Genomic DNA, 21,809 nt, shown 5'->3' with positions numbered 1-21,809 from the left:
ATGAGAGGATAATAAGTCATGTATATTTTAGGTATAAATTCTGTTTATCATGAATCAGCAGTTTGTTTATTAAAGGATGGAGAAACTATTTTTGCCATTGAAGAAGAGCGGTTAAATAGAAGGAAACATGGGAAACCAGCAAATATCGATAATTCTGATGAACTGCCATTGGCTGCAATTGAAGCTGCATTAGATTTTGCTGGCATTAAATTGGAAGACGTGAGTCATATAGGATTTTCTATTGATCCGATAGAACGAAGAAAATCAGTCTTTATTGATGAAATAACGAATGAAGGCAGTTGGGGAAGTGTTTCGGGTGAGTCAGTTTTCTATCGTAAAACGACTTCAGTACCCGAAATTTTGCAGTCGATGGGATTTCGTGGTCAGTTTCATTGGGTACCTCATCACACAGCTCATGCGGCATCTGCTTATTTTGTCTCGTCATTTGATAAAGCGTTAACGTTATCGCTTGATGGTATCGGAGAGGATAATACCGCTGGCGTATATCTGGGCGATGGCAATAGCATTGAGAAAATTAAAACTATTGAATATCCTAATTCAATCGGGTTTATGTGGGAGAAGTTGGCAGAATTCTTGGGTTTCTCTGTATACGATGCTTGCAAAGTGATGGGAATGTCTGCTTATGGAACGCATGAAGGTTTTATGCCGGCATTCAAACAATTAGTCAAGATTTATGAGAAAGGGGAGTTTACTATCGATAATACTATTCTCAATTTCCGCAGTGAAGATTTTTCTAAATTAGAATCTTTATTTGGCATTGAGAAAAGAGTTCCTGGTGGAGAAGTTGCACAGGAATATTATGATATTGCCGCCTCTCTTCAGGAAATAACTGATGAGATAGTTTTAAATATGGCTCGTTATCATTTACAGGAAACAGCAACGAATAAGCTCTGCCTTGCCGGTGGTGTTGCATTAAATTGCATCACAAATAAACGGTTGTATGAAGAATTGGATATTGAAGATATCTTTGTACAACCTGCTGCGCATGATGCGGGTACTGCTACAGGCGCTGCGTTATTTATTTGGCATCAGATTCTTGGAAATGAGCAACGCTATCCTCTGCCTCACACTTATTGGGGGCTTGAATATAGTGACGATGATTACCAGCGTAGTTTGAGAGCTCATGGTTTGGATTGGACATATGAAGAAAATATTCATGAGGTCGTCGCAGGCTTGCTGGCTGAAAATAATGTGGTTGGTTGGTTCCAGGGGCGGATGGAATTTGGGCCGCGAGCTCTGGGTAATCGTAGTTTGCTGGCAGACCCGAGAAATAAAGATATCCGGGATTTAATGAATCGTAAAATTAAGCATCGCGAAATGTTCAGGCCATTTGCGCCGAGTGTATTACGTCAGCATGTCGCTGATTGGTTCCACGTTCGGAAAGAATTACCTGAAGCTGCAAAATATATGCTGTTGGCGATGGATGCTAAAGTCGATAAAGCATCGCAAATTCCAGCCGTTGTTCACGCAGATGGCACTGCCAGAGTTCAGGTTGTAGATAGTGAATCAAATTCAGGTTATGCTCGGTTGATTGAGGAATTTTATCGGAAAACAGGTGTGCCTTTGTTGCTAAATACCTCTTATAACGATAGTGAACCGATTGTTTGTTCACCTGATGATGCTATTAAAACTTTCATGAAAACAAATATTGATTATTTAGTTTTGGGGAATTATTTGATTAAATCGATTCATTAAAATTTGCGTAGTAAAAGTCTATCCCAGTAGGCGTAATTGATTAAGTAATTTGAGTATTGCCCAGACTCGAATTGATAAATAAAATAGCCTAATGGGATAGACAATAAGGTTGAGGTAATACTAATGATACACAGGATCATACTGGCTCGCTTTTTCTCTGTTTTTTCAGAAGCATTCGTGATGTTTGCTGTGCCTGTATTAGTGTATACCTCAACTAATAGCGCTTCACTTTCATCTTTTGCTTTTGGGCTTGAACGGTTATTCAGAGTCATATCACTTCCTATTTCTGGCTGGATGGGTGACAGGATGCATACACTAGTTATGTTATTCCTGAGTGATATTCTACGTTCATTGGTTTGTTTATTCCTTTTTATTCTTTCATTTATATATTCTGATAATAATATTGTATATATCATTATTCCTCTCTCATGTGTTTTATCCTTTTTTAGTGGAGCGGGTTATGTCAACCTCGAAGGTTTTGTCTCTAAAAACATTAATGCAATAGAGTTACCTTCTGTTAACTCTCGTTTGCAATTTGTTGAACAGTTTACTTATATTGCAGCACCGGCGGTGGTTGGTGTACTGGTTTATAAATTCAGCGTTTACGCCGTATTTGCATTTGCTTTTTTTCCTTTCCTGATTAGCAGTTTCATATGGTTTCAGCTACAACGGAAAAATCAGATTGCAGAGCATGCTAATAGAGAAGGTTATAATCTGCCTGCGATATTTAAATTCCTGATGGGAAACCCGTTGCTGCTACGGGTTATTAGCCTGACATTTCTGATGAATGTGATGCAAGGGGCTATCTTATCAACGGCTGTTTATGTTATCACCAGTATTTTTTCGCAGCCGGAAGAGAGTTATGCCCGGCTTTTGGCTTATGCAGGGGTGGTGAATTGTTGTGTATTTTTTGTTGCTCCGAAATTATGCCGTATTTTTGATGTGCGTATCGTTGGTGTGACGGCTTTTCTTATTGCGTTATGTGGTCTGACATTATTCGCTACCGGTCCGTTATTCGTTATTTATACATTGGGTTTCTTGCTGGTCATTGGTTCGGAAGGTTGTTTTAATCTTTTTTCCCGCTCTTACCGGGCAAGTCTTATTCCGAAGAAGAATTTTTCTCAGTATCTCGGTGTTGTGCTTGTTTTGAATCAAGTAGCGACACCTTTAACCAGTTTCATTTGTGCTAATTTACTGAACTATTTTTCCTACAATAGTATCTATTTGATATTCTCTGTATTTGTTTTATTGATGTTCGTCATTATTAATCCTTATCGTTCGCTTAAATTCAATTTGCATAATAGTTAATAATGGAGGGAATATGAGTTCGAAAAAATACTTGTTAGTACTTGATTATCTTCCGGCAAGACTGAGTGAAATCGTTAATATCCGTGACTACATTCAGTATAATTATTCCCTTGAGTTAGTGATTATTAGTGATATGTTGTCCGGTGAAGAGAAAGATATTACCCCATTTGTTTATCATATACCTGTACGGATAGAAAATTATGTTGATAAAGTAATAGGTGTTCTTTCTGAACTTGATATGGCATGTGCCGGTATTCTTCCCTTTATGGATGCGGTGTCCGGGTATGCTGCTGTTATAGCGAAGAAACTGAATGTTTATGGTGATGATCCTGAATTAAGTTTCGCGGGTATTGAGAAATCTCAGTTCCGTCAACAAGAAACCCGTATATCGCCACTGCTTGCAGCCCAACATATTAAAACCCCGCGATACAGTTTCATTAATGATATTAAAGAATTGGAAGCATTTTATGATTCTGTTCCGTATGGTGTGGTTATTAAACCTAATTGTGGCCGGGCAAATTTCGGTGTAGTGGCGATTAAAGATAGGAATAAAATCCCAACGGCTTTTGCTCAATCTGTTGCGCAGTCTGGTGGCAACCCAATTCTTGCAGAAGAATTGATTATTTTCGATACAGAATATTCGTACGATGGTATTGGTTGTATGGCTTTTTTAACGCAAAAAGTCTCTCAGAAAGGTGAATATCCTGTTGAAATAGGGCAAATAGTTCCCGCGCAATGTGATGGAAGAAATGCTATTGCATTACATAAAGCAGGGCAAGCAATTAACCTGATTTCAGGGCAGACTCTCGGCGCATTCCATAATGAGATTAAGCAAGATAGTAAAACGGGAGAAACCTTCCTGGTTGAAACTAACCGTAGACCGGCAGGTATGCGTATTTGGGATATGGCTAATCGGGTATATGGTATAAGTTTGCAGGAGATTTGGGTTGATCACTTAGTTAAAGGATTTAGTGATCGAATGATATTACCCGAAGCGAAGGGTAGAGCATTTTTGATTAATTTACTGGCGGGTAAAGACGGAAAAATTGATGATAAATTTAGTAAAACAGTAGTAAATAAATTATTGTTAGTATCTATTGATAATATCTTGATGAAATTACATTATGATATTATTTCAATAGGGATTAATTTAGACAAAAATTCGTTGGTTTACGAAACACCAAAGAGCAATAATGATTTCTGTGGTTATGTTTGTGTGCATATTAATGACGAGCATATCAAATGTGAATCCCTGATGAATGAAATTAATGATGCCTGGAGAGATATTTTGAAAAATTATATTTTATAATTTCATATGATTAGAGCCTCATTTTGGCTCTAATTGTTATATGATCAGGTTGTATGCTATTGCTTTAGCAACCGCAGCGACTTTATTGGGAACAACTAATTTCTCCATAATATTATTGATATGGAAATTAACTGTTCTTGTTGAAATTTCCAGTATATTGGCTACTTCAGCAGAGGTTTTTCCTTCACAAGTCCATCTTATTACTTCGACTTCTCTTGTGGACAGTGTTGGCACGATTATTTTATCCTCTTTATTCTTTAAGTTATTGAATGTTTCCACGCATTCATTTGCTAATATGCCTAACATGCCTGCTTTATTAAGTATCTCATTGTGAGAAATGGCGCCTTCTTTTCTGGCGACTGAAAAAATTGATCTTTCTCCATGAGAGCCTTTTATTTTAATTGAGAGACTATTTTTAACTTCATCTATATTTGATTTTTTAATCATAAAATCAGCATTTTTTGATATTTTTTCATTGCAAATGGAAGGTATGGAGAAAGTATAATCACCGTTCATTAATTGATCGCTGTCGTGATTATTATTTTGATTATAATTGTTTGCGGTTTCTATATTTAAATTGGTTATTAAAACATATTTTTTTGTCGTGAATGGGTATTTTTCTTCCTGATAAATTGAGTAAAATTCAAAATCCAGATAATTTATCGCGTTTAACAATTTCTTTTCTAATTCCGGCATGGTCTTGGATTTCTGAATTTCTGATAAAATCTCATTAAATGACGTATTCATAAGATTTTCCTCATTATATAATATTAGCAGTAGAATTAATTCTATATCAATAATATTTTATTTATATAATCAATTGGAAGTAAAAATATTTTAAAAGAATTTACTTGTATTATAACCTTTAAGAAATGGATATGCCACTTAGAGTTATACCGAATATTGAGTTTTATATATTTCGGTGAGACGTATCCTCCAGTGATATCTTCGGTTTACCCTGTTACATAGCACTGTTATGCTTGCAGGCCTAATTTAATTTGATCACAGGTATTTTCATGGCAAAACTTTCTTTTGACTCTATCGAAGCGCAAGCAAGTTATGGGGTTGGCTTACAAGTCGGTCAGCAATTACTGGAATCGGGTCTGCAAGGTCTGGAGCCTGAAGCCTTGCTGGCAGGGTTATGTGATGCGCTGGAAAGTCGTTCTCCAGCGGTGCCGGTTGATATACTGCATCGTGCTTTACGTGAGATGCATGAGCGTGCAGACGGTGTGCGTCGTGAACGCCAGCAGGCTATGGCAGAAGAGGGTCAGAAGTTTCTGGCAGAAAACGCCCAGCGCGATGGTATCAGTACGACAGAATCTGGTTTACAGTTCTCAGTACTAAAACAGGGTGATGGAGCAATTCCGTCCCGTACTGACCGGGTGAGTGTTCATTATACAGGTCGCCTGATTGATGGCACTGTGTTTGACAGTTCAGTAGAACGTGGTGAACCTGCCGAATTCCCAGTGAATGGTGTGATTGCCGGATGGATCGAAGCATTAACCCTGATGCCTGTCGGTTCTAAATGGGAACTTTATATCCCATATGATTTGGCTTATGGTGAGCGTGGTGCCGGCGCATCGATTCCTCCATATAGCGCACTGATTTTTGAAGTGGAATTACTGGATATTCTATAATTTTATCCAGAAATATGATTAAAAATAGCCGGTATATCCGGCTGTTTTTGTTTTGGTGATGGCAATAAAATTCTTACAATTCCGGCAGAAGATCGATTGATAATATAGTCTAAAATGATAACAGATAACTAACCGTAGAGGTGTATGATGCTAGAACAAGTCTGCCAACTGGCCCGGGAAGCTGGCGCAGCTATTATGACGATTTATCAGGATGAGCATCCCCTGAAAGTTGATCATAAACAGGATGATTCACCGATTACTATTGCTGATATTGCGGCTCATAAAATCATTAAAGCCGGATTATCCCGTATCGTACCGGATATTCCATTGTTGTCGGAAGAAGAGCCTCCTGCCTGGGAGGAGAGGCGTGATTGGAAGCGCTATTGGTTAGTTGATCCTTTGGATGGAACCAAGGAGTTTATTAATCGTAACGGTGAATTTACGGTTAATATCGCTCTGATTGATGGGGGAATTCCTGTAATGGGGGTGGTGTACGCTCCTGCGCAGGATACGCTTTATTTTGGGCAAGGACGACAGGCATGGAAAAAAACCTGTGGTGGTCAATGTTTGCCGATTAAAATTCGTGATGCTAATCCCCCAATGGTGGTAGTCAGCCGCTCTCATATGGATACAGAATTGGAGGATTATCTCAATCAGTTAGGTGAACATCAGACGGTTTCTGTGGGTTCTTCATTAAAGTTCTGCCTGGTGGCCGAAGGAAAGGCGCAACTTTATCCCCGTTTTGGACCAACTAATATCTGGGATACCGCAGCAGGCCATGCTGTGGCAATTGCGGCCGGTGCTCATGTAACAAACTGGAAAGGCCAGACTCTGGATTATACGCCTCGTGAATCATTCCTGAATCCGGGATTTAGAGTAACAATTTTTTAGTAAATGAGGGTAAAACTACCTTTCTCATCCTGCACCGTGACTGCGAGGGCACGGGTCAGGTTGGTGGAGAAGAGCAAAGCGATAAACATAACGCGAATCAGTGCAGATATAGCTGAACTCCAGAAATCGCAAAGCCGGGCAATGGCCCGGCGAAAGGGTTAACATAGCATCAGAACTTCAGCGAGCCTTGCATATAGAGTATGCGCGGCTGCCCGGCGTAGATGCCTTTATTGTTATCATCATAGGAACGGGTGTAATACTCGCGGCCGAAAATGTTTTTTACCCCAAAGGCTAGAGTGAGATTAGCCATTTGTGGGCCGAAGTCATACGCCATACGTGCATCCCACAGCATAAAGCCCGGAATGCGGCCGGTGCTGCCATCGACACTTTCCTGTACGGTGTTAGCGTTATCAGCAAACTGACCAGACTGGAATTCGCTGTTGAGGTTGAAGGTCCAGTTGCCAGGTTTGTAATCCATACCAAGTGTACCTTTATGCTTTGGTGAGAACGGCACTTGATTCCCGTAGGTATCGCCTTTTTCACGAATTTCTGCGTTCACATACGTGTAGTTGGCGTAAACCGAAACGTTCTCCAGTTTAGGCGTAAGCTCGGAAAGATTGTAACGTGCCTGAGTTTCCAGCCCAGTGTGTCGGGTTTTCCCACGTGCTGTAACAGTATCGTTGGTCTGGTTGGAGTCGTATTGATTGTTGAAGTTAATCAGGAACAGCCCCATTTCCGCCGTCAGAGCGCCATCGTCGTAGCGGGTTCCGACTTCCCAGGTTCGCGCTTTTTCCGGTTCTACATTGCCGCTCCGCACCGCCTTACCAATCTGGCTGTACTGTACGGTACCGAATGAGCTTTCCGTATTGGCATAAAGATTCCAGCTGTCAGTAACGTGATAAAGAACGTTGAGTGCAGGCAGCGGCGCATTGTAGCTTACTTCTTGGCGGGTGCCTTTCAGGTTGTTGTTTTGGATGGATTTGATATGTTCGAATCGTATCCCTGGCGTGATGGTCCAGTTGCCGATATCAATGCGGTCGTCAATGTACCAGGCATGAGCCTCGGTGCCAGAGCGGGTATTACGGTCATAAGGACTCGACGTGCTGGGTAATTCGCCGCTGCGGGTGGCGGTGTAGTAACGCATTTCGTGACTGGATTCATTCACGTAGCGGTAGCCAATTCCTACTTCATGGGCTGAAGGCCCTAAATTGAAGAGCTGGCTATAGCGCGGTTCGATGCTGCGCACCCAGTATTCCCGTGGGGAAAGGGTAATGCGTTTGCCCTGCTCGAGATAACCGCTGCGCAAGGTATGGGTATATAAGCTCTGAATATTGAATTTGTGCTGCTGGTCGGGTTGATACTGATAGCTGAGGCTTGCGAGCTGACGGCGGCCCCAGAAGCGATCATATGGGCGAGTGGATTGCCAGCGATTGGCATCGTAATCGGTGCGTGAAAGACCTCCGGGCATATCCGCACTGCCATCATAATATTGCAGCAGGCTGTTGAAGGTGTGCGCTTCATTGGGTACATAGCGGTTTTTGAGCATCACGTCGTCAATGTGCGTGGCGCTGTGCTCGCGCCAGTCGCTGCCACGTGTACCGGAGTAGAGAAGCGCTGTGCCGAAACCGTTATCTGCCGTACCTCCAATCATCAGATTATGGGTTTCTTTTGGATTGTTTTGTGAAGATGTGGGGCTAAGCTGGCCTTCCACACTTGCATCAATACCAAAATCCTGCGGGATAGCACGAGTCACGAAATTCACCACACCACCTACGCTTTGTGGTCCGTAACGCACAGCGCCGCCACCGCGTACTACGTCTACGGCGTCCATGTTGCCGAGAGATACTGGTGCCAACGATAGCTGTGGCTGGCCGTAAGGCGCGAAGGGTACCGGAACGCCATCCATCAGAACCGTAGAGCGGCTGGCAAGACGCGGGTTCAGGCCACGAATGCCGAAGTTCATCGCCAGGTCGTGGCTGCCGGTACCGTTGTTTTCCGGTGCGCTGACGCCAGGAATGCGGTTTAGCACTTCACGCATTGTTGTTGCGCCTGTTTTGGCAAAATCTTCACGGCGGATGACATCGCGTGCGCCTGCATGTTCAAACACGTCAGTTTCACGAGCATCGCCTAGCCAGTCGCCTATCACGGTCATCGAGTCTTTCTGCGTGACAGAAGCGGGTTCGAGCGTGAACGTGTTATCACCCAACGTTTTCGCCTGTAAATCAGTACCGGCCAGTAAGGTGTTCAGTCCATCGGTGATGGAATAATCGCCGTGTAGGTCGCTACTCTGTTTGCCGCGCGTTAAGCTGGCATCTACCAAAAGGGTAATACCCGCGCGGGTGGAATATTGGTTGATAACTTTATCCAGTTCGCCTGCATTAATGTCATAATGTGCGCTAGCTGGCGCCACCGAAGCATACGCTATCCCTGAGGTTAGGCAAGCCACCGGTAACAGGCTCAAACGAATCGCTATTACCAGCGGTGTTGTTTTGTGAAGCGCGCGCAGTGGCCGTGCACGTAAAGGCATCATACATGTCTCCATAATCATTTTGTTGCTGTATTCACTTATAAGTCGAATGAAGAGGTAAAAAGGGATAATCGAAAATGATTATTTTTACGTTAATGATTTTTATGCGGGCAGAACATTCACCCAGTAACGGGTAATGTATTGAATCTTAACGGGAAGTGTTTTTTCTATGACGGTTAATGCTGTATCGGTATTTTTTATCGGGAAAGTGCCGCTTAACCGTAGTGAGGCGACAGTTGGGTCGCAGCGTAATACGCCGTTGCGATAACGGGCGAGGGTCGCTATCACTTCACTCAGTGGTTTGTCGCTGAAGCTTAATATACCCTGCGTCCACGCGTTGTCTTCGGCGATTGCCGTTGTCAGTTCGCTAAAGTCGGTGGCGCTGAATTTTAAGCTTTCACCCTGACGTACAATATATTTGCGGTCAGCACCGGTCAGCATCACCTCTACGGCATGCTGCTGCACGCTAACTAGCGTGGTGTTGCCTTCCTGACGAACCGTAAATTGGGTACCCAGCGCGGTCAGTTGTGCCTGGTGGGTTTGTACGCGCAATAACCTTGTTCCAGCATCGTGCCCGGTAGTGATGGCAATTTCGCCATACCAGAGATGCACCAGACGTTGCTGAGAGTCAAAACGGACATCTACTGCGCTGTCAGTATTGAGTGTAAGCAATGTGCCATCGTTCAGTCGATGATGCTGAATATCCCCTTTAGCAGTACGGTAATCGGCTCGCAGACCTTCTCCCGCTTCTGAGTACCACAGTTGCCAGATACCGCCAACCCCTAGTAGCAACAGCATGCTTTTCATCATTCTGCGGCGTGACAGGTGCGCTTCCTGCAGTGTGCGGCTTGCCACATTGTCTGGCACCATAAACATTTGGTTACGCAGATTTTCCACCTGTTGCCACGCCCACTGATTATCCTGATGCTGCTCGTACCAACGCTGCCATTTTTCGGTTTGCCGTGGGCTTGTTTGATCGCTGCTCAGTACTGCATACCAGTGTGATGCTGATTTTAGGGCCTGGAGACGAGAATTGGTCAACATGGTATTCATATCAGAATCCATGCTCCAGGCGAAACAGTAAGCAATGCTCGGTGGCTTTGGCCATATATTTTTTCACGGAACTGACAGACACATTAAGACGTGAAGCGATGTCGCTGTAGGTCAGACTTTCAAGCTGAGACAGTAAAAAGGTTTGGCGCATTTTGCTGCTCAGGCCATCGATCATCTGGTCGATTTGTTGGAGCGTTTCAAGTTGACACTGGCGAATTTCTGGCGAGGGTATAAGCTCCTCAGGCTGTTGCGCAAGCAGTTCCAGATAGGCTTTTTCCAGAGCGTTGCGGCGAAATAGATCGATCATCACCCTTTTGGCGATAGTGCAGAGGAAGGATTTTGGGTCGCGAATTGTCTGTAGCGAGTCATTAGTTATCACGCGGAGGAAGGTATCCTGCGCTACGTCGTCGGCCTCAAAGGACGATTGCAGTTTGCGCGTGAGCCAGTTTTTCAGCCAGCCGTGATGCGCGCCGTAAAACGATTCAAGCGTCAGCTCAGCGGAAACAACAATGTAGTCAGACATAGCTTTATAATATCAAAAGTTAATAATCACGGTATCATCTTAATGTGAGAATGGTAATCATTACAATTATTCTTGAAGGTTTTTATTTCATGTTAACGTGGTGTCGAGTAAGTGTGGTCGCGAGACTTGTCGCGGTTTCTTAAGATGTTGGAGTGTAAACACTGTTTACGTGATGCTGAAAATTGCTGCTCTTAAGCAAAGCTGACGTTAAATAAGTTGCTTCTCAGTAGGGCGGTGGTGATAAGGGCAAACCGAAACATATCCGCAAGTCGTTATCACCACTGATGTTTTTACTGTAATTCTTGACGAACCAATTCAATTACCTGTTTGATTTCGTTGCTGTTTAGCTTACCTTCTTTGGCAAACTTCGCGACGCCGTTTTTATCCAGGACAATAATGGCAGAATTTTTGGGTTCCAACTGCCAGGTTTTCTTGACTACACCATTGCTGTCAGCAATAAACTGCGACCAAGGAAACTCTTTTTTACTGTCTTCAATACTGCTGCGGACAAATGGTCCAGTACCAAATATGGCATCACTAACATTGATGATGGTGGTTGTTTGGTATTTTTCTTTTGAAAAATCAGCACGTTTTATTTCTTCTATCAGCGGAGCATTCAGTTCTTTTGCTGCACTACGACCTGCAATATGTTGTATGACTCTCACTTTTCCGATCAGTTTTCCACTATCCCAATTTTGGTAGCTAAACTTATTATTGTTGAGTAACAACTCACCTTTATCAGAAACACTGGCCGCAGGAACCTTTTGTTCCAGGTTAATGTTGTGAGCGAATGCCAGAGCAGGAGAACAAAGTAGCGCAGCATATAACATAAAATTCTTGATCATAATTTTTCCTTTGTAAGTGAATGTGACGATGCACGGGTCTTTAGCATAGCGGTTATCAGTTGATTTATCTCTTTAAAGAAGATCAATTTTTTAACATTAAATAAGAGATAAATTTACATAATTATGCATATCTAGATATCTGTCATTTTATGTAAAGTTAGTACATAAAACTGAAAATGGGGGGAACAAAATCCGATAAATTAAGTCTACTATTCTACATAACGGTGTGGTGCATGGAGCTGGTTCACCAAACGTAACCGTAAGAAGCATAGGAGGAAAAAAGCAGAGATGAAAATTTTTCACCGATATAACCCACTGAAAATTGCTCTCTACGTTAAAACTTTATTCCGTGGACGTTTATACATTAAAGATATGGGGGCTTTTGAATTCGACTGCGGCAAAATTTTACCGCCGAAGGTGAGAGACAAACGCCATTTTAGTGTGATGAGTGAAGTTAATCAGCAGGTGCTACGTTTGCAGGCTGAAATAGGATAGATAACGAGAATAGCCGCGAGCAGCATACTGAATAATCTGCGCCACAATAAGTGGCGCTTAACACAGAATATTAAACGGCCTCAGTTTAGGAATAGGCCGTTTTTATTTATCATCATTGATGGTTGGATTGTGAGCCGAAGCCGTGGTGGGGGTGTCAGTGATTTTTGTGACTAATAGCTGATCGATTTTGTAGTTATCAATATCGACAACTTCGAACTTATAACCAGCAAACTTGACTGAATCAGTACGTTTTGGAATTTTCCGCAACCGGAACATCATAAAGCCTGCAATGGTTTCGTAGTTACTGGAATCAGGAAAATCATCAATATCCAGTACCCGCTGTACATCATCAATCGGTGTTCCGCCTTCAACCAGCCATGAATTTTCGTCCCGGACAACAATCTGTTCTTCTTGCCCCTGACCAACCAAATCACCCATCAGGGTAGTCATCACATCATTGAGGGTAATCACCCCCATGACCAGCGCATATTCATTCAGGATAATAGCGAAATCTTCACCGGCAGCTTTAAAACTTTCCAGGGCATCTGAAAGCGTTAAGGTATCTGGAATGATCAGCGCGTTGCGGATCTGGACACCTTTATTGAAGTTCAGGCTCTGACCACTCAGGACTTGGTTAAGCAGGTCTTTGGAATCTACATAACCGATAACATGATCAATATCTCCGTCACATATCAGATACTTGGAGTGTGGTTGGGTGGAGACCTGTTGTTTGATACTTTCTTCACTTTCATGCTTATCAAAGTAGACGACACTTTCCCGTGAGGTCATGGCAGAAGGAACGGTACGGGATTCGAGTTCGAACACGTTTTCAATCAGCTCATGCTCTTGTTTACGCAGGATACCCGCAACAGCCCCTGCTTCCACAACCGCGAAAATATCATCAGATGTGATGTCTTCATTACGCGCCATCGGAATTTTAAAGATCTTAAAGATAAGATCAGCCAGCCCATTAAATAACCAAACTAATGGGCGGAAAATTGCCAGACAGAAACGCATTGGATTAACGATTTTTACCGCGACAGCTTCTGGTTTGATCATACCGATACGCTTTGGTGTCAGGTCAGCAAGTAAAATAAATAGACTGGTCACAATGATAAATGAACAGATAAAGCCGAATTGTTCTGCCCATTCAGAACTCATAAATTTAATGAAAAAAGCTTTCAGTGAAGGAGAAAATGCCGATTCGCCGACAATACCTGCCAAAATGGCGACTGCGTTCAGGCCGATTTGCACAACGGTAAAAAACATCCCTGGAGATTCTTGTAATTTGAGGACATGAGCTGCGTTGATATTACCTTCGTCTGCCATCAGTTTTAATTTGATTCGCCTTGAGGCGGCGAGAGAGATTTCAGATAACGAAAAAAAGGCGCTGATTGCGCACAGTAAAAGCACCACTAGTAAACTATTTAGCATAAGGTATCCGTGTTTTACCTCCGGTGATAGGGTAGGTTATCGTTGAAAGAACACCGGAGGAAACAATAAAAATCATATAAAATAAAAAGTTGCAATAAATGCTTAGAAAGCTATTGATTAGTGTATTAATTATAACATCAGTTTAGATGAGCCGGCTAGTTTTTGCTCATTTGTGGCAGGCAAATGCCAATACCGCCTAATCCGCAATACCCCTCAGGATTTTTAAACAGATACTGCTGGTGATAGTCTTCAGCAAAATAGAATGGCCCGGCTTCTGTGATCTCGGTTGTAACAGGTCGGTTATCTTCTTGTTGTTGCATGGCTTTTTGGAAGCGTTCACGGCTGGCTAATGCCAGTTCATGTTGCTGAGGTGACACAGTATAAATCGCGGAACGATACTGAGTACCAATATCCCCTCCCTGACGCATTCCTTGAGCCGGGTCGTGGTTTTCCCAGAAAAGTTTTAACAGGTTTTCGTAACTATTCTTTGCCGGATCATAAACAATTCTGACAACCTCGGCGTGACCGGTCAGTCCGCTACAGACTTCTTCATAAGTTGGATTGGGTGTTGTACCACCGCTGTAACCCGCAGAAGTCGTGTAAATATCAGATTGTTGCCAGAACAGCCGTTCTACGCCCCAGAAACATCCCATACCAAAATAGGCAAATTCCATATTGGCTGGAACAGGCTCTATTGTATGATTGGTGACAGTATGGTTAGGTGAAATCTTAAGTGGTTCAGCTCTTCCTGGTAATGTACTTTGAGGATCAATAGATGGGGTTTCACTAGCTGAAGTTGGCACAATTCCCTCCTGTAATTATTAAGTTTTCAGATATTGATAGATTGTATATATTATAAACTTTACTCAAGATTAATTTTATTATAGTCAAATTATTCCAATTAGGTTAGGAGTTCGCGTGTCGAGATACCCCATTTTATGTTTTCTTTGTGTGTCTATCGCAACTCCCATCGTTCATAGTGCTAGTCTTCGTCTGAAAATAGAAGGATTAACAGGCAGTTTAGAAAAAAATGCCCGGGTTCATCTTTCTACCATCAGTACTGACGAAGTTGCGGCAGATGGTCGTTTCCGTTCTCGTGTAGATAAAGCGATTCGTGAAGGTCTGCGTCCCCTTGGTTATTATGAACCCATTATCGAATTTACCTATCAGGAAAATAAACCCCCTGCTCGCTCGGTATTAACAGCAAAAGTCACCGCAGGTGAACCTGTAAGGATTGCCGGTGTTAATGTTGTTTTGGACGGTGGGGCTAAGACAGATGGAGATTATGCCAAACTGGTTAAAAGCAAAAGTCCGAAAAAAGGGACAATTCTTAATCATGGTGAATATGAAAGCTTTAAAGGTTCTCTGACCGGGCTTGCTATTAGAAAAGGTTATTTTGACGCCATCATGAAAAAGAGCCAATTAGGTGTTGCCAAAGAGCGGCATGAGGCATTCTGGGATTTTAATTTTAACAGTGGTGAGCGTTATCACTTTGGTCAGATACATTATCGTGGCTCACAAATTCGTGAAGATTATCTGAGTCACTTGGTGCCGTTCAAAGAAGGGGATTTTTATACCTCGGAACAATTGGCAGAATTCAACCGGCGGCTGGCAGAAACTGGTTGGTTTAATTCAGCGCTTGTGACACCTGATTTTAATGCTGCCAGAAAAAGTGGTAATAAGATTCTCCCTCTTGATGCGGTATTAACACCACGTTCCAAAAACTATGTTGAACTGGGTGGGGGTTATGGAACAGATGTTGGGCCACGGGTAAAAGCTAAGTGGACAAAACCGTGGCTAAATTCTCGTGGACATAGCCTTGGCACGAGTATCAACCTTTCTGCACCTGAACAGGTGATTGATGCTACCTATAAAATGCCGCTGAAAGCGAACCCGCTGGAGCAATATTATGCGTTGCAGACGGGTTATAAACGTAAGGATGTCAACGATACCGTATCAGATACTGCGACGGTGAACCTTTCCCGTAATTGGGATCTTTCAACTGGTTGGCAGTATGGGATCAATATGCGCTGGAGCCTCAGCCACTTTACTCAAGCTAATGTCACGAATACGGCTATGTTGTTGTATCCGGGAGCGAACGTGAGTCGTATCCGCCAACGTGGGGGTACGATGCCTTATTGGGGCGATAGCCAGCGTTATTCCATTGATATTTCTGATACCCTTTGGGGTTCTGATGTGGATTTTCTGGTATTACAGGCGCAAAACGTTTGGATCAGAACTTACTGGGATAACCATCGTTTTGTTGCCCGGGGTAATTTGGGTTGGATAGAAACCAATGAGTTCCAGAAAGTCCCTCCTGATTTACGTTTCTTTGCCGGTGGTGATCGCAGTGTTCGTGGTTACAGGTATCAGAAAATTTCTCCTAAAGACGATAAAGGAAAATTGACCGGTGCATCCATGCTGATCGTGGGTTCACTTGAGTATCAATATAACGTAACGGGTGATTGGTGGAGTGCTGTTTTTGTCGATACCGGTGAAGCAATTAATGATGTTAGAAGGAGCAATTTTAAAACCGGCGCAGGTGTTGGTGTGCGTTGGGCTTCTCCTGTCGGACCCATTAAGTTTGATCTTGCCAGGCCAATAGGGGATTCAGAATCCCGTAATATCCAGTTTTACATCGGGTTAGGATCTGAATTATGAAATGGATTAAGAAGATCAGTATTGCTTTTTTGCTGATTATTACATTGTTGGTTATTGCTGTTGCCGGATTGGTAGGAACGCAATCTGGCCTGCATACTATGATTAACAGTGCCGTCCGTTGGGTACCGGGGCTGGATATTGCCGATGTTAGTGGTGGCTGGCGTGATTTGACCTTGAAAGGTATCAGGTATCAGATGCCCGGTGTTGATGTTAATGTGAATCAACTCCACCTTTCGCTGCGTCTTTCCTGTCTGAAAAATAGTCAGTTATGTATTAATGCATTGACGACAGAAGGCGTAAAAGTCGCGATTAACACTAAACAATTGCCACCTGCGGGGGAGCCGTCGCCAGAATCAGAGCCTCTGACTGAACTGAAAACGCCGTATCCGATTTCACTTAATTTGCTATCCATTAAAAATGCCGCAGTCACCGTAGATGATAAGGTATTTGCCCTTGATGAATTCAGGACCGCAGCTGAGTGGCAGCAAAAGGCATTAATTCTTAAGCCAACAAAAATCACTGGATTGCTGGTGGGATTGCCAAAAACAACTCCTGAGCAATTGAAAACAGCGAAAGCAAAGCGGGAAGTTGAGCCGGAAAAGTCGTTGGGAGAAATCCTCAAGACATTGTTCTCTCAGCCGCTATTGGCAACGTTACCGGAAGTGCCTATTCCACTGGATATTACTGTCGAAGAGATCAGTGGGAAGCAATTACGGCTAACCGGTGATACCAATATCATAATCAATGACTTATTACTGCAACTGAGTAATCAGGGGCAGCAGATTCAGCTTGATAAATTGAATGTAAAGGCACCGGAAGGTTCTTTAGCCGTTCATGGTTCCGCGACGTTGGCACAGCAATGGCCGGTAAAGCTGTCAATAAAAGGTGAGATAGATCAGCAAGAGATTCAAGGGCAAAAAGTTGACTTGAAGCTTAATGGAGCCTTGCTGGAGCAACTCAACTTAATTCTGAATTTGTCTGGCCCTGTCAGAGCTAAAATTGATGCCCAGGCGGAATTGGCTAAGACAGGTTTGCCAGTGCGTATGACGCTTGAGAGCCAGCAACTGAGCTGGCCTTTGACGGGGGAGCCTGAATATCAGCTTGATAACGTAAAAATGCGCTTGAATGGTAAAGCGAGTGGTTATGATTTGTCATTGCGTTCGGGCATTAAAGGTAATGAAATTCCACCGGCATTATTGGTGCTGGATGCTAAAGGTAATGAAGAACGCTTTAAGTTGACCCGCTTGCGCTTGTCTGCTTTGCAGGGAAGGACTGAACTGGTCGGTGTGGCAGATTGGAGTAAGGCGGTAAGTTGGAATGCGGTGTTGACACTCTCTGGAATCAATACTGTTAAACAGTGGCCGGAATGGCCAGCTGAAATAGAGGGGAAAATAGTGACTCGTGGCAGTTTGCACGGTGGTAGCTGGCAGCTCCGAATCCCGGAAATCACGCTTGATGGTAATGTAAAACAGAACTTGATAAAAGCGAGGGGTAAGATTTCGGGTAATGCAGCTGGTCAGTGGAATATTCCTCAATTTGAGCTGGCTTTGGGGCGTAATAAAATCAATCTCCAGGGACAGTTGTTCAAACAGTGGCAACTTGATGGCGATATCAGAGCACCGAGGTTGGATGGCTTATTACCGGGGCTTGGCGGTGTCGTTAATGGGACGTTGAAACTGCGTGGTAATATGCAAGCGCCTCAAATTCTGGCTGATCTGAATGCTAATGGGTTGAAATGGCAGGATTTGCGCATTGATAGTGTTAATGTGAAGGGAGATGTACGTTCTGCTGCGCAGATCCAGGGCGATCTGGCTATCAAAGTCGGCCAGTTGAAACAGGCTGATTTAATCGTTCGTAGTTTGACGCTGAATGCTAAGGGCAATGAAAAACAACATAATTTGCAACTGAAGGTCGATGGTGAGCCGGTTGCCGGTCAACTTGCGCTTAATGGTAGTTTTGATCGCAAGCAACAACGATGGAAAGGCAGTATTAATAATACCCGTTTTGATACGCCGGTTGGCGAATGGCGTTTAACCAAAGCTATTACTATTGATTATCTCAATCAGCAGCAGAAAGTCACTGTGGGTACTCATTGTTGGTTGAATCCACATGCACAGCTCTGTGTACCGAAACCCATTGAAGCGGGTGCCAGCGGTAGTGCATCTATTGTTCTTGATCGTTTTGATCTTGCTATGATTCAACCATTACTGGGGCCTGAAACACATTTGAAAGGTGTATTCAGTGGTAATGCTGATGTTAAATGGAGTGCTGGAGGTGGATTGACTCAGGCCAACGTTAATTTGCGTGGTGATGCGGTGCAGGTTAAGCAAGTGATTGATGGCATCGCATTACCTGTAGATTTTCAAACCCTGACACTCAATGCAGGCTTGAAGAATGGAGCCGCAGAGCTGAATTGGCTGTTTAAAATTATGGGAAATGGTCAGTTTAACGGTGCGGTACAGGTTGCTGATCTTGAAGGGCCTCGCAAACTATCAGGCAATATCGGTATTCAGGATATTTCACTGGCGTTGATCGAACCGATTCTTGGAAAAGGTGATAAGGCAGAAGGTCATTTGAACGCTAACCTGCGTCTGGGCGGAAATGCTAAAAATCCATTACTGTTTGGTCGGTTGAGCCTGAGCGCACTGCAAGCTTCGGGTCATTGGATTCCATTTGATATTACTCAAGGGCAACTTGGTGTAAATTTTGATGGAATACGTTCCGATCTTGATGGTGTTATCAAAACCCCGAAGGGGCAACTTAACCTGAATGGTGATGCTGACTGGCGTAATTTGGATGCGTGGCATACAAGAATTGCCGCTAACGGTGATAAGTTGAGGGTAACTTTTCCACCAATGGTGAAAATTGATGTCAGCCCTGCTCTGGTGTTTGAGGCTTCTCCCCAGTTACTGAAATTGGATGGTAACGTTGATATTCCCTGGGCGCGTATTACAGTTAAAGAACTACCTGAATCGGCTGTTGAGGCTTCATCGGATGAGATTATATTGGGTGAGAATCTTCAGCCGTTAGAAGTGAAAAAAGCGTCAATCCCGATTCAAAGTAATTTGACGATTCATATAGGCGATGATGTTCGACTCAGTGCATTTGGCCTCAAAGCGAAACTTAGAGGTGTTCTGAAAGCTGTTCAGGGTGAGCAAGGCCTGGGTTTGAATGGTCAAGTTGATATTCTCGATGGCCGTTTCCATGCTTATGGACAGGATCTGATTGTCCGTAAAGGGATGATTGTGTTTTCAGGTCCACCGGATCAACCATTGCTTAATATTGAGGCTATCCGGAATCCGGAATCAACTGATGGTCGTGTTATTGCTGGGGTGAGAGTTACCGGTTTGGCGGATCAGCCAAAAGTGGAAATTTTCTCAGAACCTGCTAAATCACAACAAGAAGCGCTTTCTTACTTGTTGCGTGGTGAAGGGTTGGAGAGCAGTGGCTCAGACAATTCCCAGATGACGGCAATGTTGATAGGTTTGGGGGTTGCGCAGAGTGGTCAGTTGGTAGGTAAAATCGGTGAAATATTTGGTGTTTCCGATTTAGCGCTGGATACTCAAGGGGTTGGTGATAAATCACAAGTAGTTGTTAGCGGAAAGATCACAAAAGATCTGCAAGTTAAGTATGGTGTTGGTATATTTGATTCACTGGCAACATTAACTTTACGCTATAGGTTAATGCCTAGATTGTATCTGGAAGCAGTGTCTGGTATTGATCAGACATTGGATTTGCTCTATCAGTTTGAGTTTTAAAAATGCGAATTATTGTTTATGGCAGCTTACGGCGCAAACAGGGCAATCATCACTGGATGACCGATGCTCAATGGTTAGGGGATCATAAGCTGGAAGGCTATGAGCTGTATGACCTTGGGTATTATCCTGCGGTAATCCGTGGTGACGGGAGTATTGAATGTGAGGTATATCGCATCAACTCAACTATCCTGACAGAATTAGACGATTTGAAAGATAATTCTCGGGAGTATGTAAGGGAGTTGATTCAAACACCGTATGGTAGTGCATGGATATATCTTTATCAGTTTCCGGTAACCAGTTTACGGCGGATAAAAAGCGGTGACTGGTTAAAGCGCCACGCAGAAGAGTAAATAAAAATCCCTTTTTATCATGATAAAAAGGGATTATGACATTAAAAAACCTCTGCCGGTGATGGTCCACAGAGGTTTTTTAATTATGCACATAAAGATGGATTATTTCTTAGCAGCACGTTCGAAAGAGGAGACAATTTCTGCTTTAGCCGCTTCGGCATTATCCCAACCATCAACTTTAACCCACTTACCTTTTTCCAGATCTTTGTAGTGCTCAAAGAAGTGAGTGATCTGAGCGCGCAGCAATTCTGGCAGATCGTTCACATCTTTAATGTGATCATATTCTTTGGTCAATTTGCTGTGCGGAACTGCAACCAGTTTGGCATCTTCACCTGATTCATCAGTCATTTTCAGAACGCCAACCGGACGGCAGCGGATCACAGCACCTGGTTGCAATGGGTATGGCGTTGGAACCAGAACATCAACCGGGTCACCATCCAAAGACAGAGTATTGTTGATGTAACCATAGTTGCATGGATAGAACATTGCGGTAGACATAAAACGGTCTACAAACAGCGCACCGGATTCTTTATCAACTTCATATTTGATTGGATCTGCGTTCGCAGGGATTTCGATAATGACGTAGATGTCTTCTGGCAGGTCTTTCCCTGCCGGTACTGAGTTCAGGCTCATGAACGTTTCCTTTGTTTCAAACCAAAATGGAGTGGGGGGTATTATAGCCAGAATGATGATGAAATCTCACTATCTCTATAACCTTAATCTGTAAAAATCTTCAAAATAAGAAAGGTGAGGGGAGCTCGTAGTAGATTGCTGACCGGTTGATTGTTTTTTAATCAATTTCTTGCCAGCAATCTAATTCCCTATCTTTCGATAGGGAATTTGTGTAGAAAAGATAGGAGTTATAGCTAAGGGGAATAACTGTTTTATGGAAGGATATTATCAGGTTTTTGGTAGCCATCTGATTATCACGAATTCGGTTATAATTACTAATTCCAGTAAAGTGAACAGCACATTATATTACCGAATAATGAATATATTATGGCAGTAATAATCTCCAAAATAATATTATTGCTCGTGGGGTAAAGATTTCCAATTAACTATTATCACTCATTGAAATTAATTGTGCTGGTTGTAACATTTAACGTCTGTGCTGCATTTGAAAAATTCTTGCAATCTATCATTTGTATAAAAACCTCAAGGTCATCAAGGTTCTTCATTCTATATTTTCCTTTTTGGAAAAATTTTTTTCCAATAAATCGCTTTTCATATCATTTAGCTTCGTATTAAATAACAACCTGGTTCAGAAGTAAAAAAAATTTTATACGAGATCATGTAAGTAAT

The 21,809-nt window shown here is 42.9% G+C and carries 18 protein-coding genes; 9 read left to right on the top strand and 9 right to left on the bottom strand.

Going from position 1 to position 21,809, the window contains the following annotated elements:
• Positions 1–18: 18 nt before the first annotated feature.
• The 3 genes from ACGF63_RS04155 (at position 19) to ACGF63_RS04145 (ending at position 4,333) form a co-directional block, all read left to right on the top strand.
• Positions 19–1,716: a carbamoyltransferase C-terminal domain-containing protein gene (locus tag ACGF63_RS04155; RefSeq protein ID WP_152963419.1), complete on the top strand. Its 1,698-nt coding sequence runs from the start codon at positions 19–21 to the stop codon at positions 1,714–1,716.
• Between the two features lie 123 nt (positions 1,717–1,839).
• Entirely contained in the window at positions 1,840–3,024 is a 1,185-nt protein-coding gene (locus ACGF63_RS04150) for an MFS transporter (RefSeq protein WP_036844106.1), read from the top strand.
• Between the two features lie 13 nt (positions 3,025–3,037).
• On the top strand, positions 3,038–4,333 hold the full coding sequence (locus ACGF63_RS04145; RefSeq protein ID WP_387628982.1) for an acetyl-CoA carboxylase biotin carboxylase subunit family protein: 1,296 nt from the start codon (positions 3,038–3,040) through the stop codon (positions 4,331–4,333).
• A 36-nt stretch (positions 4,334–4,369) separates the two neighbouring features.
• Here ACGF63_RS04145 and ACGF63_RS04140 read toward each other — a convergent pair whose 3' ends face one another.
• The gene (locus tag ACGF63_RS04140; RefSeq protein WP_132352862.1) at positions 4,370–5,080 is read right to left on the bottom strand and encodes a LuxR C-terminal-related transcriptional regulator; all 711 of its coding nucleotides are present in this window, start codon (positions 5,078–5,080) and stop codon (positions 4,370–4,372) included.
• A 269-nt stretch (positions 5,081–5,349) separates the two neighbouring features.
• Here ACGF63_RS04140 and ACGF63_RS04135 point away from each other — a divergent pair, with 269 nt between their 5' ends.
• Together ACGF63_RS04135 and cysQ are read left to right on the top strand one after the other, a co-directional pair.
• Entirely contained in the window at positions 5,350–5,970 is a 621-nt protein-coding gene (locus ACGF63_RS04135) for a peptidylprolyl isomerase (RefSeq protein ID WP_036844103.1), read from the top strand.
• Positions 5,971–6,117: 147 nt separating this feature from the next.
• On the top strand, positions 6,118–6,861 hold the full coding sequence (gene cysQ, locus ACGF63_RS04130; protein WP_387629018.1) for a 3'(2'),5'-bisphosphate nucleotidase CysQ: 744 nt from the start codon (positions 6,118–6,120) through the stop codon (positions 6,859–6,861).
• Between the two features lie 169 nt (positions 6,862–7,030).
• Here cysQ and fecA read toward each other — a convergent pair whose 3' ends face one another.
• The 4 genes from fecA to ACGF63_RS04110 form a co-directional block, all read right to left on the bottom strand.
• Complete coding sequence (gene fecA, locus ACGF63_RS04125; protein ID WP_387628978.1) at positions 7,031–9,391, bottom strand: TonB-dependent Fe(3+) dicitrate receptor FecA; 2,361 nt, start codon at positions 9,389–9,391, stop codon at positions 7,031–7,033.
• A 99-nt stretch (positions 9,392–9,490) separates the two neighbouring features.
• Positions 9,491–10,441 carry a ferric citrate uptake sigma factor regulator FecR gene (fecR, locus tag ACGF63_RS04120; protein ID WP_387628975.1) on the bottom strand — a complete coding sequence of 317 codons (951 nt, stop codon included), beginning with the start codon at positions 10,439–10,441 and terminating at the stop codon, positions 9,491–9,493.
• Between the two features lies 1 nt (position 10,442).
• Complete coding sequence (gene fecI / locus ACGF63_RS04115) at positions 10,443–10,964, bottom strand: ferric citrate uptake sigma factor FecI (protein ID WP_387628972.1); 522 nt, start codon at positions 10,962–10,964, stop codon at positions 10,443–10,445.
• 290 nt (positions 10,965–11,254) lie between these two features.
• Positions 11,255–11,809 carry a YtfJ family protein gene (locus ACGF63_RS04110; RefSeq protein ID WP_152963412.1) on the bottom strand — a complete coding sequence of 185 codons (555 nt, stop codon included), beginning with the start codon at positions 11,807–11,809 and terminating at the stop codon, positions 11,255–11,257.
• Between the two features lie 288 nt (positions 11,810–12,097).
• On the opposite strand from ACGF63_RS04110, the gene ACGF63_RS04105 reads away from it, so the two are divergent.
• On the top strand, positions 12,098–12,304 hold the full coding sequence (locus ACGF63_RS04105; protein WP_011148633.1) for a DUF1107 domain-containing protein: 207 nt from the start codon (positions 12,098–12,100) through the stop codon (positions 12,302–12,304).
• Between the two features lie 102 nt (positions 12,305–12,406).
• Here ACGF63_RS04105 and ACGF63_RS04100 read toward each other — a convergent pair whose 3' ends face one another.
• Together ACGF63_RS04100 and msrA are read right to left on the bottom strand one after the other, a co-directional pair.
• Complete coding sequence (locus ACGF63_RS04100) at positions 12,407–13,738, bottom strand: hemolysin family protein (protein WP_387628969.1); 1,332 nt, start codon at positions 13,736–13,738, stop codon at positions 12,407–12,409.
• A gap of 155 nt (positions 13,739–13,893) precedes the next feature.
• Positions 13,894–14,541, bottom strand: coding sequence for a peptide-methionine (S)-S-oxide reductase MsrA (gene msrA / locus ACGF63_RS04095; RefSeq protein ID WP_387628966.1), 648 nt, complete (start codon positions 14,539–14,541; stop codon positions 13,894–13,896).
• A 115-nt stretch (positions 14,542–14,656) separates the two neighbouring features.
• Between msrA and ACGF63_RS04090 the strand changes: the two genes are divergently transcribed.
• Genes ACGF63_RS04090 through ACGF63_RS04080 form a run of 3 tightly spaced genes read left to right on the top strand, consistent with a single transcriptional unit; the run spans position 14,657 to position 20,507 of the window.
• Entirely contained in the window at positions 14,657–16,399 is a 1,743-nt protein-coding gene (locus ACGF63_RS04090) for an autotransporter assembly complex family protein (protein ID WP_387628963.1), read from the top strand.
• Positions 16,396–20,157, top strand: coding sequence for a translocation/assembly module TamB domain-containing protein (locus ACGF63_RS04085; RefSeq protein ID WP_387628961.1), 3,762 nt, complete (start codon positions 16,396–16,398; stop codon positions 20,155–20,157). The genes ACGF63_RS04090 and ACGF63_RS04085 overlap by 4 nt, the downstream gene beginning before the upstream one ends.
• A gap of 2 nt (positions 20,158–20,159) precedes the next feature.
• On the top strand, positions 20,160–20,507 hold the full coding sequence (locus ACGF63_RS04080) for a gamma-glutamylcyclotransferase (RefSeq protein ID WP_036844094.1): 348 nt from the start codon (positions 20,160–20,162) through the stop codon (positions 20,505–20,507).
• A gap of 102 nt (positions 20,508–20,609) precedes the next feature.
• On the opposite strand, the gene ppa is transcribed toward ACGF63_RS04080, so the two are convergent.
• The gene (ppa, locus tag ACGF63_RS04075) at positions 20,610–21,140 is read right to left on the bottom strand and encodes an inorganic diphosphatase (RefSeq protein ID WP_036844093.1); all 531 of its coding nucleotides are present in this window, start codon (positions 21,138–21,140) and stop codon (positions 20,610–20,612) included.
• Positions 21,141–21,571: 431 nt separating this feature from the next.
• Positions 21,572–21,685: a LysR family transcriptional regulator gene (locus ACGF63_RS04070; RefSeq protein ID WP_387628956.1), complete on the bottom strand. Its 114-nt coding sequence runs from the start codon at positions 21,683–21,685 to the stop codon at positions 21,572–21,574.
• Between the last annotated feature and the right edge of the window lie 124 nt (positions 21,686–21,809).

This window comes from Photorhabdus sp. RM322S (genome assembly GCF_042879395.1).
In the GTDB taxonomy this organism is placed as follows: Bacteria; Pseudomonadota; Gammaproteobacteria; order Enterobacterales; family Enterobacteriaceae; genus Photorhabdus; species Photorhabdus khanii.
The sequence above is the reverse complement of the archived record's forward strand: the minus strand, read 5'-3'. Positions and strand labels throughout refer to the sequence as shown.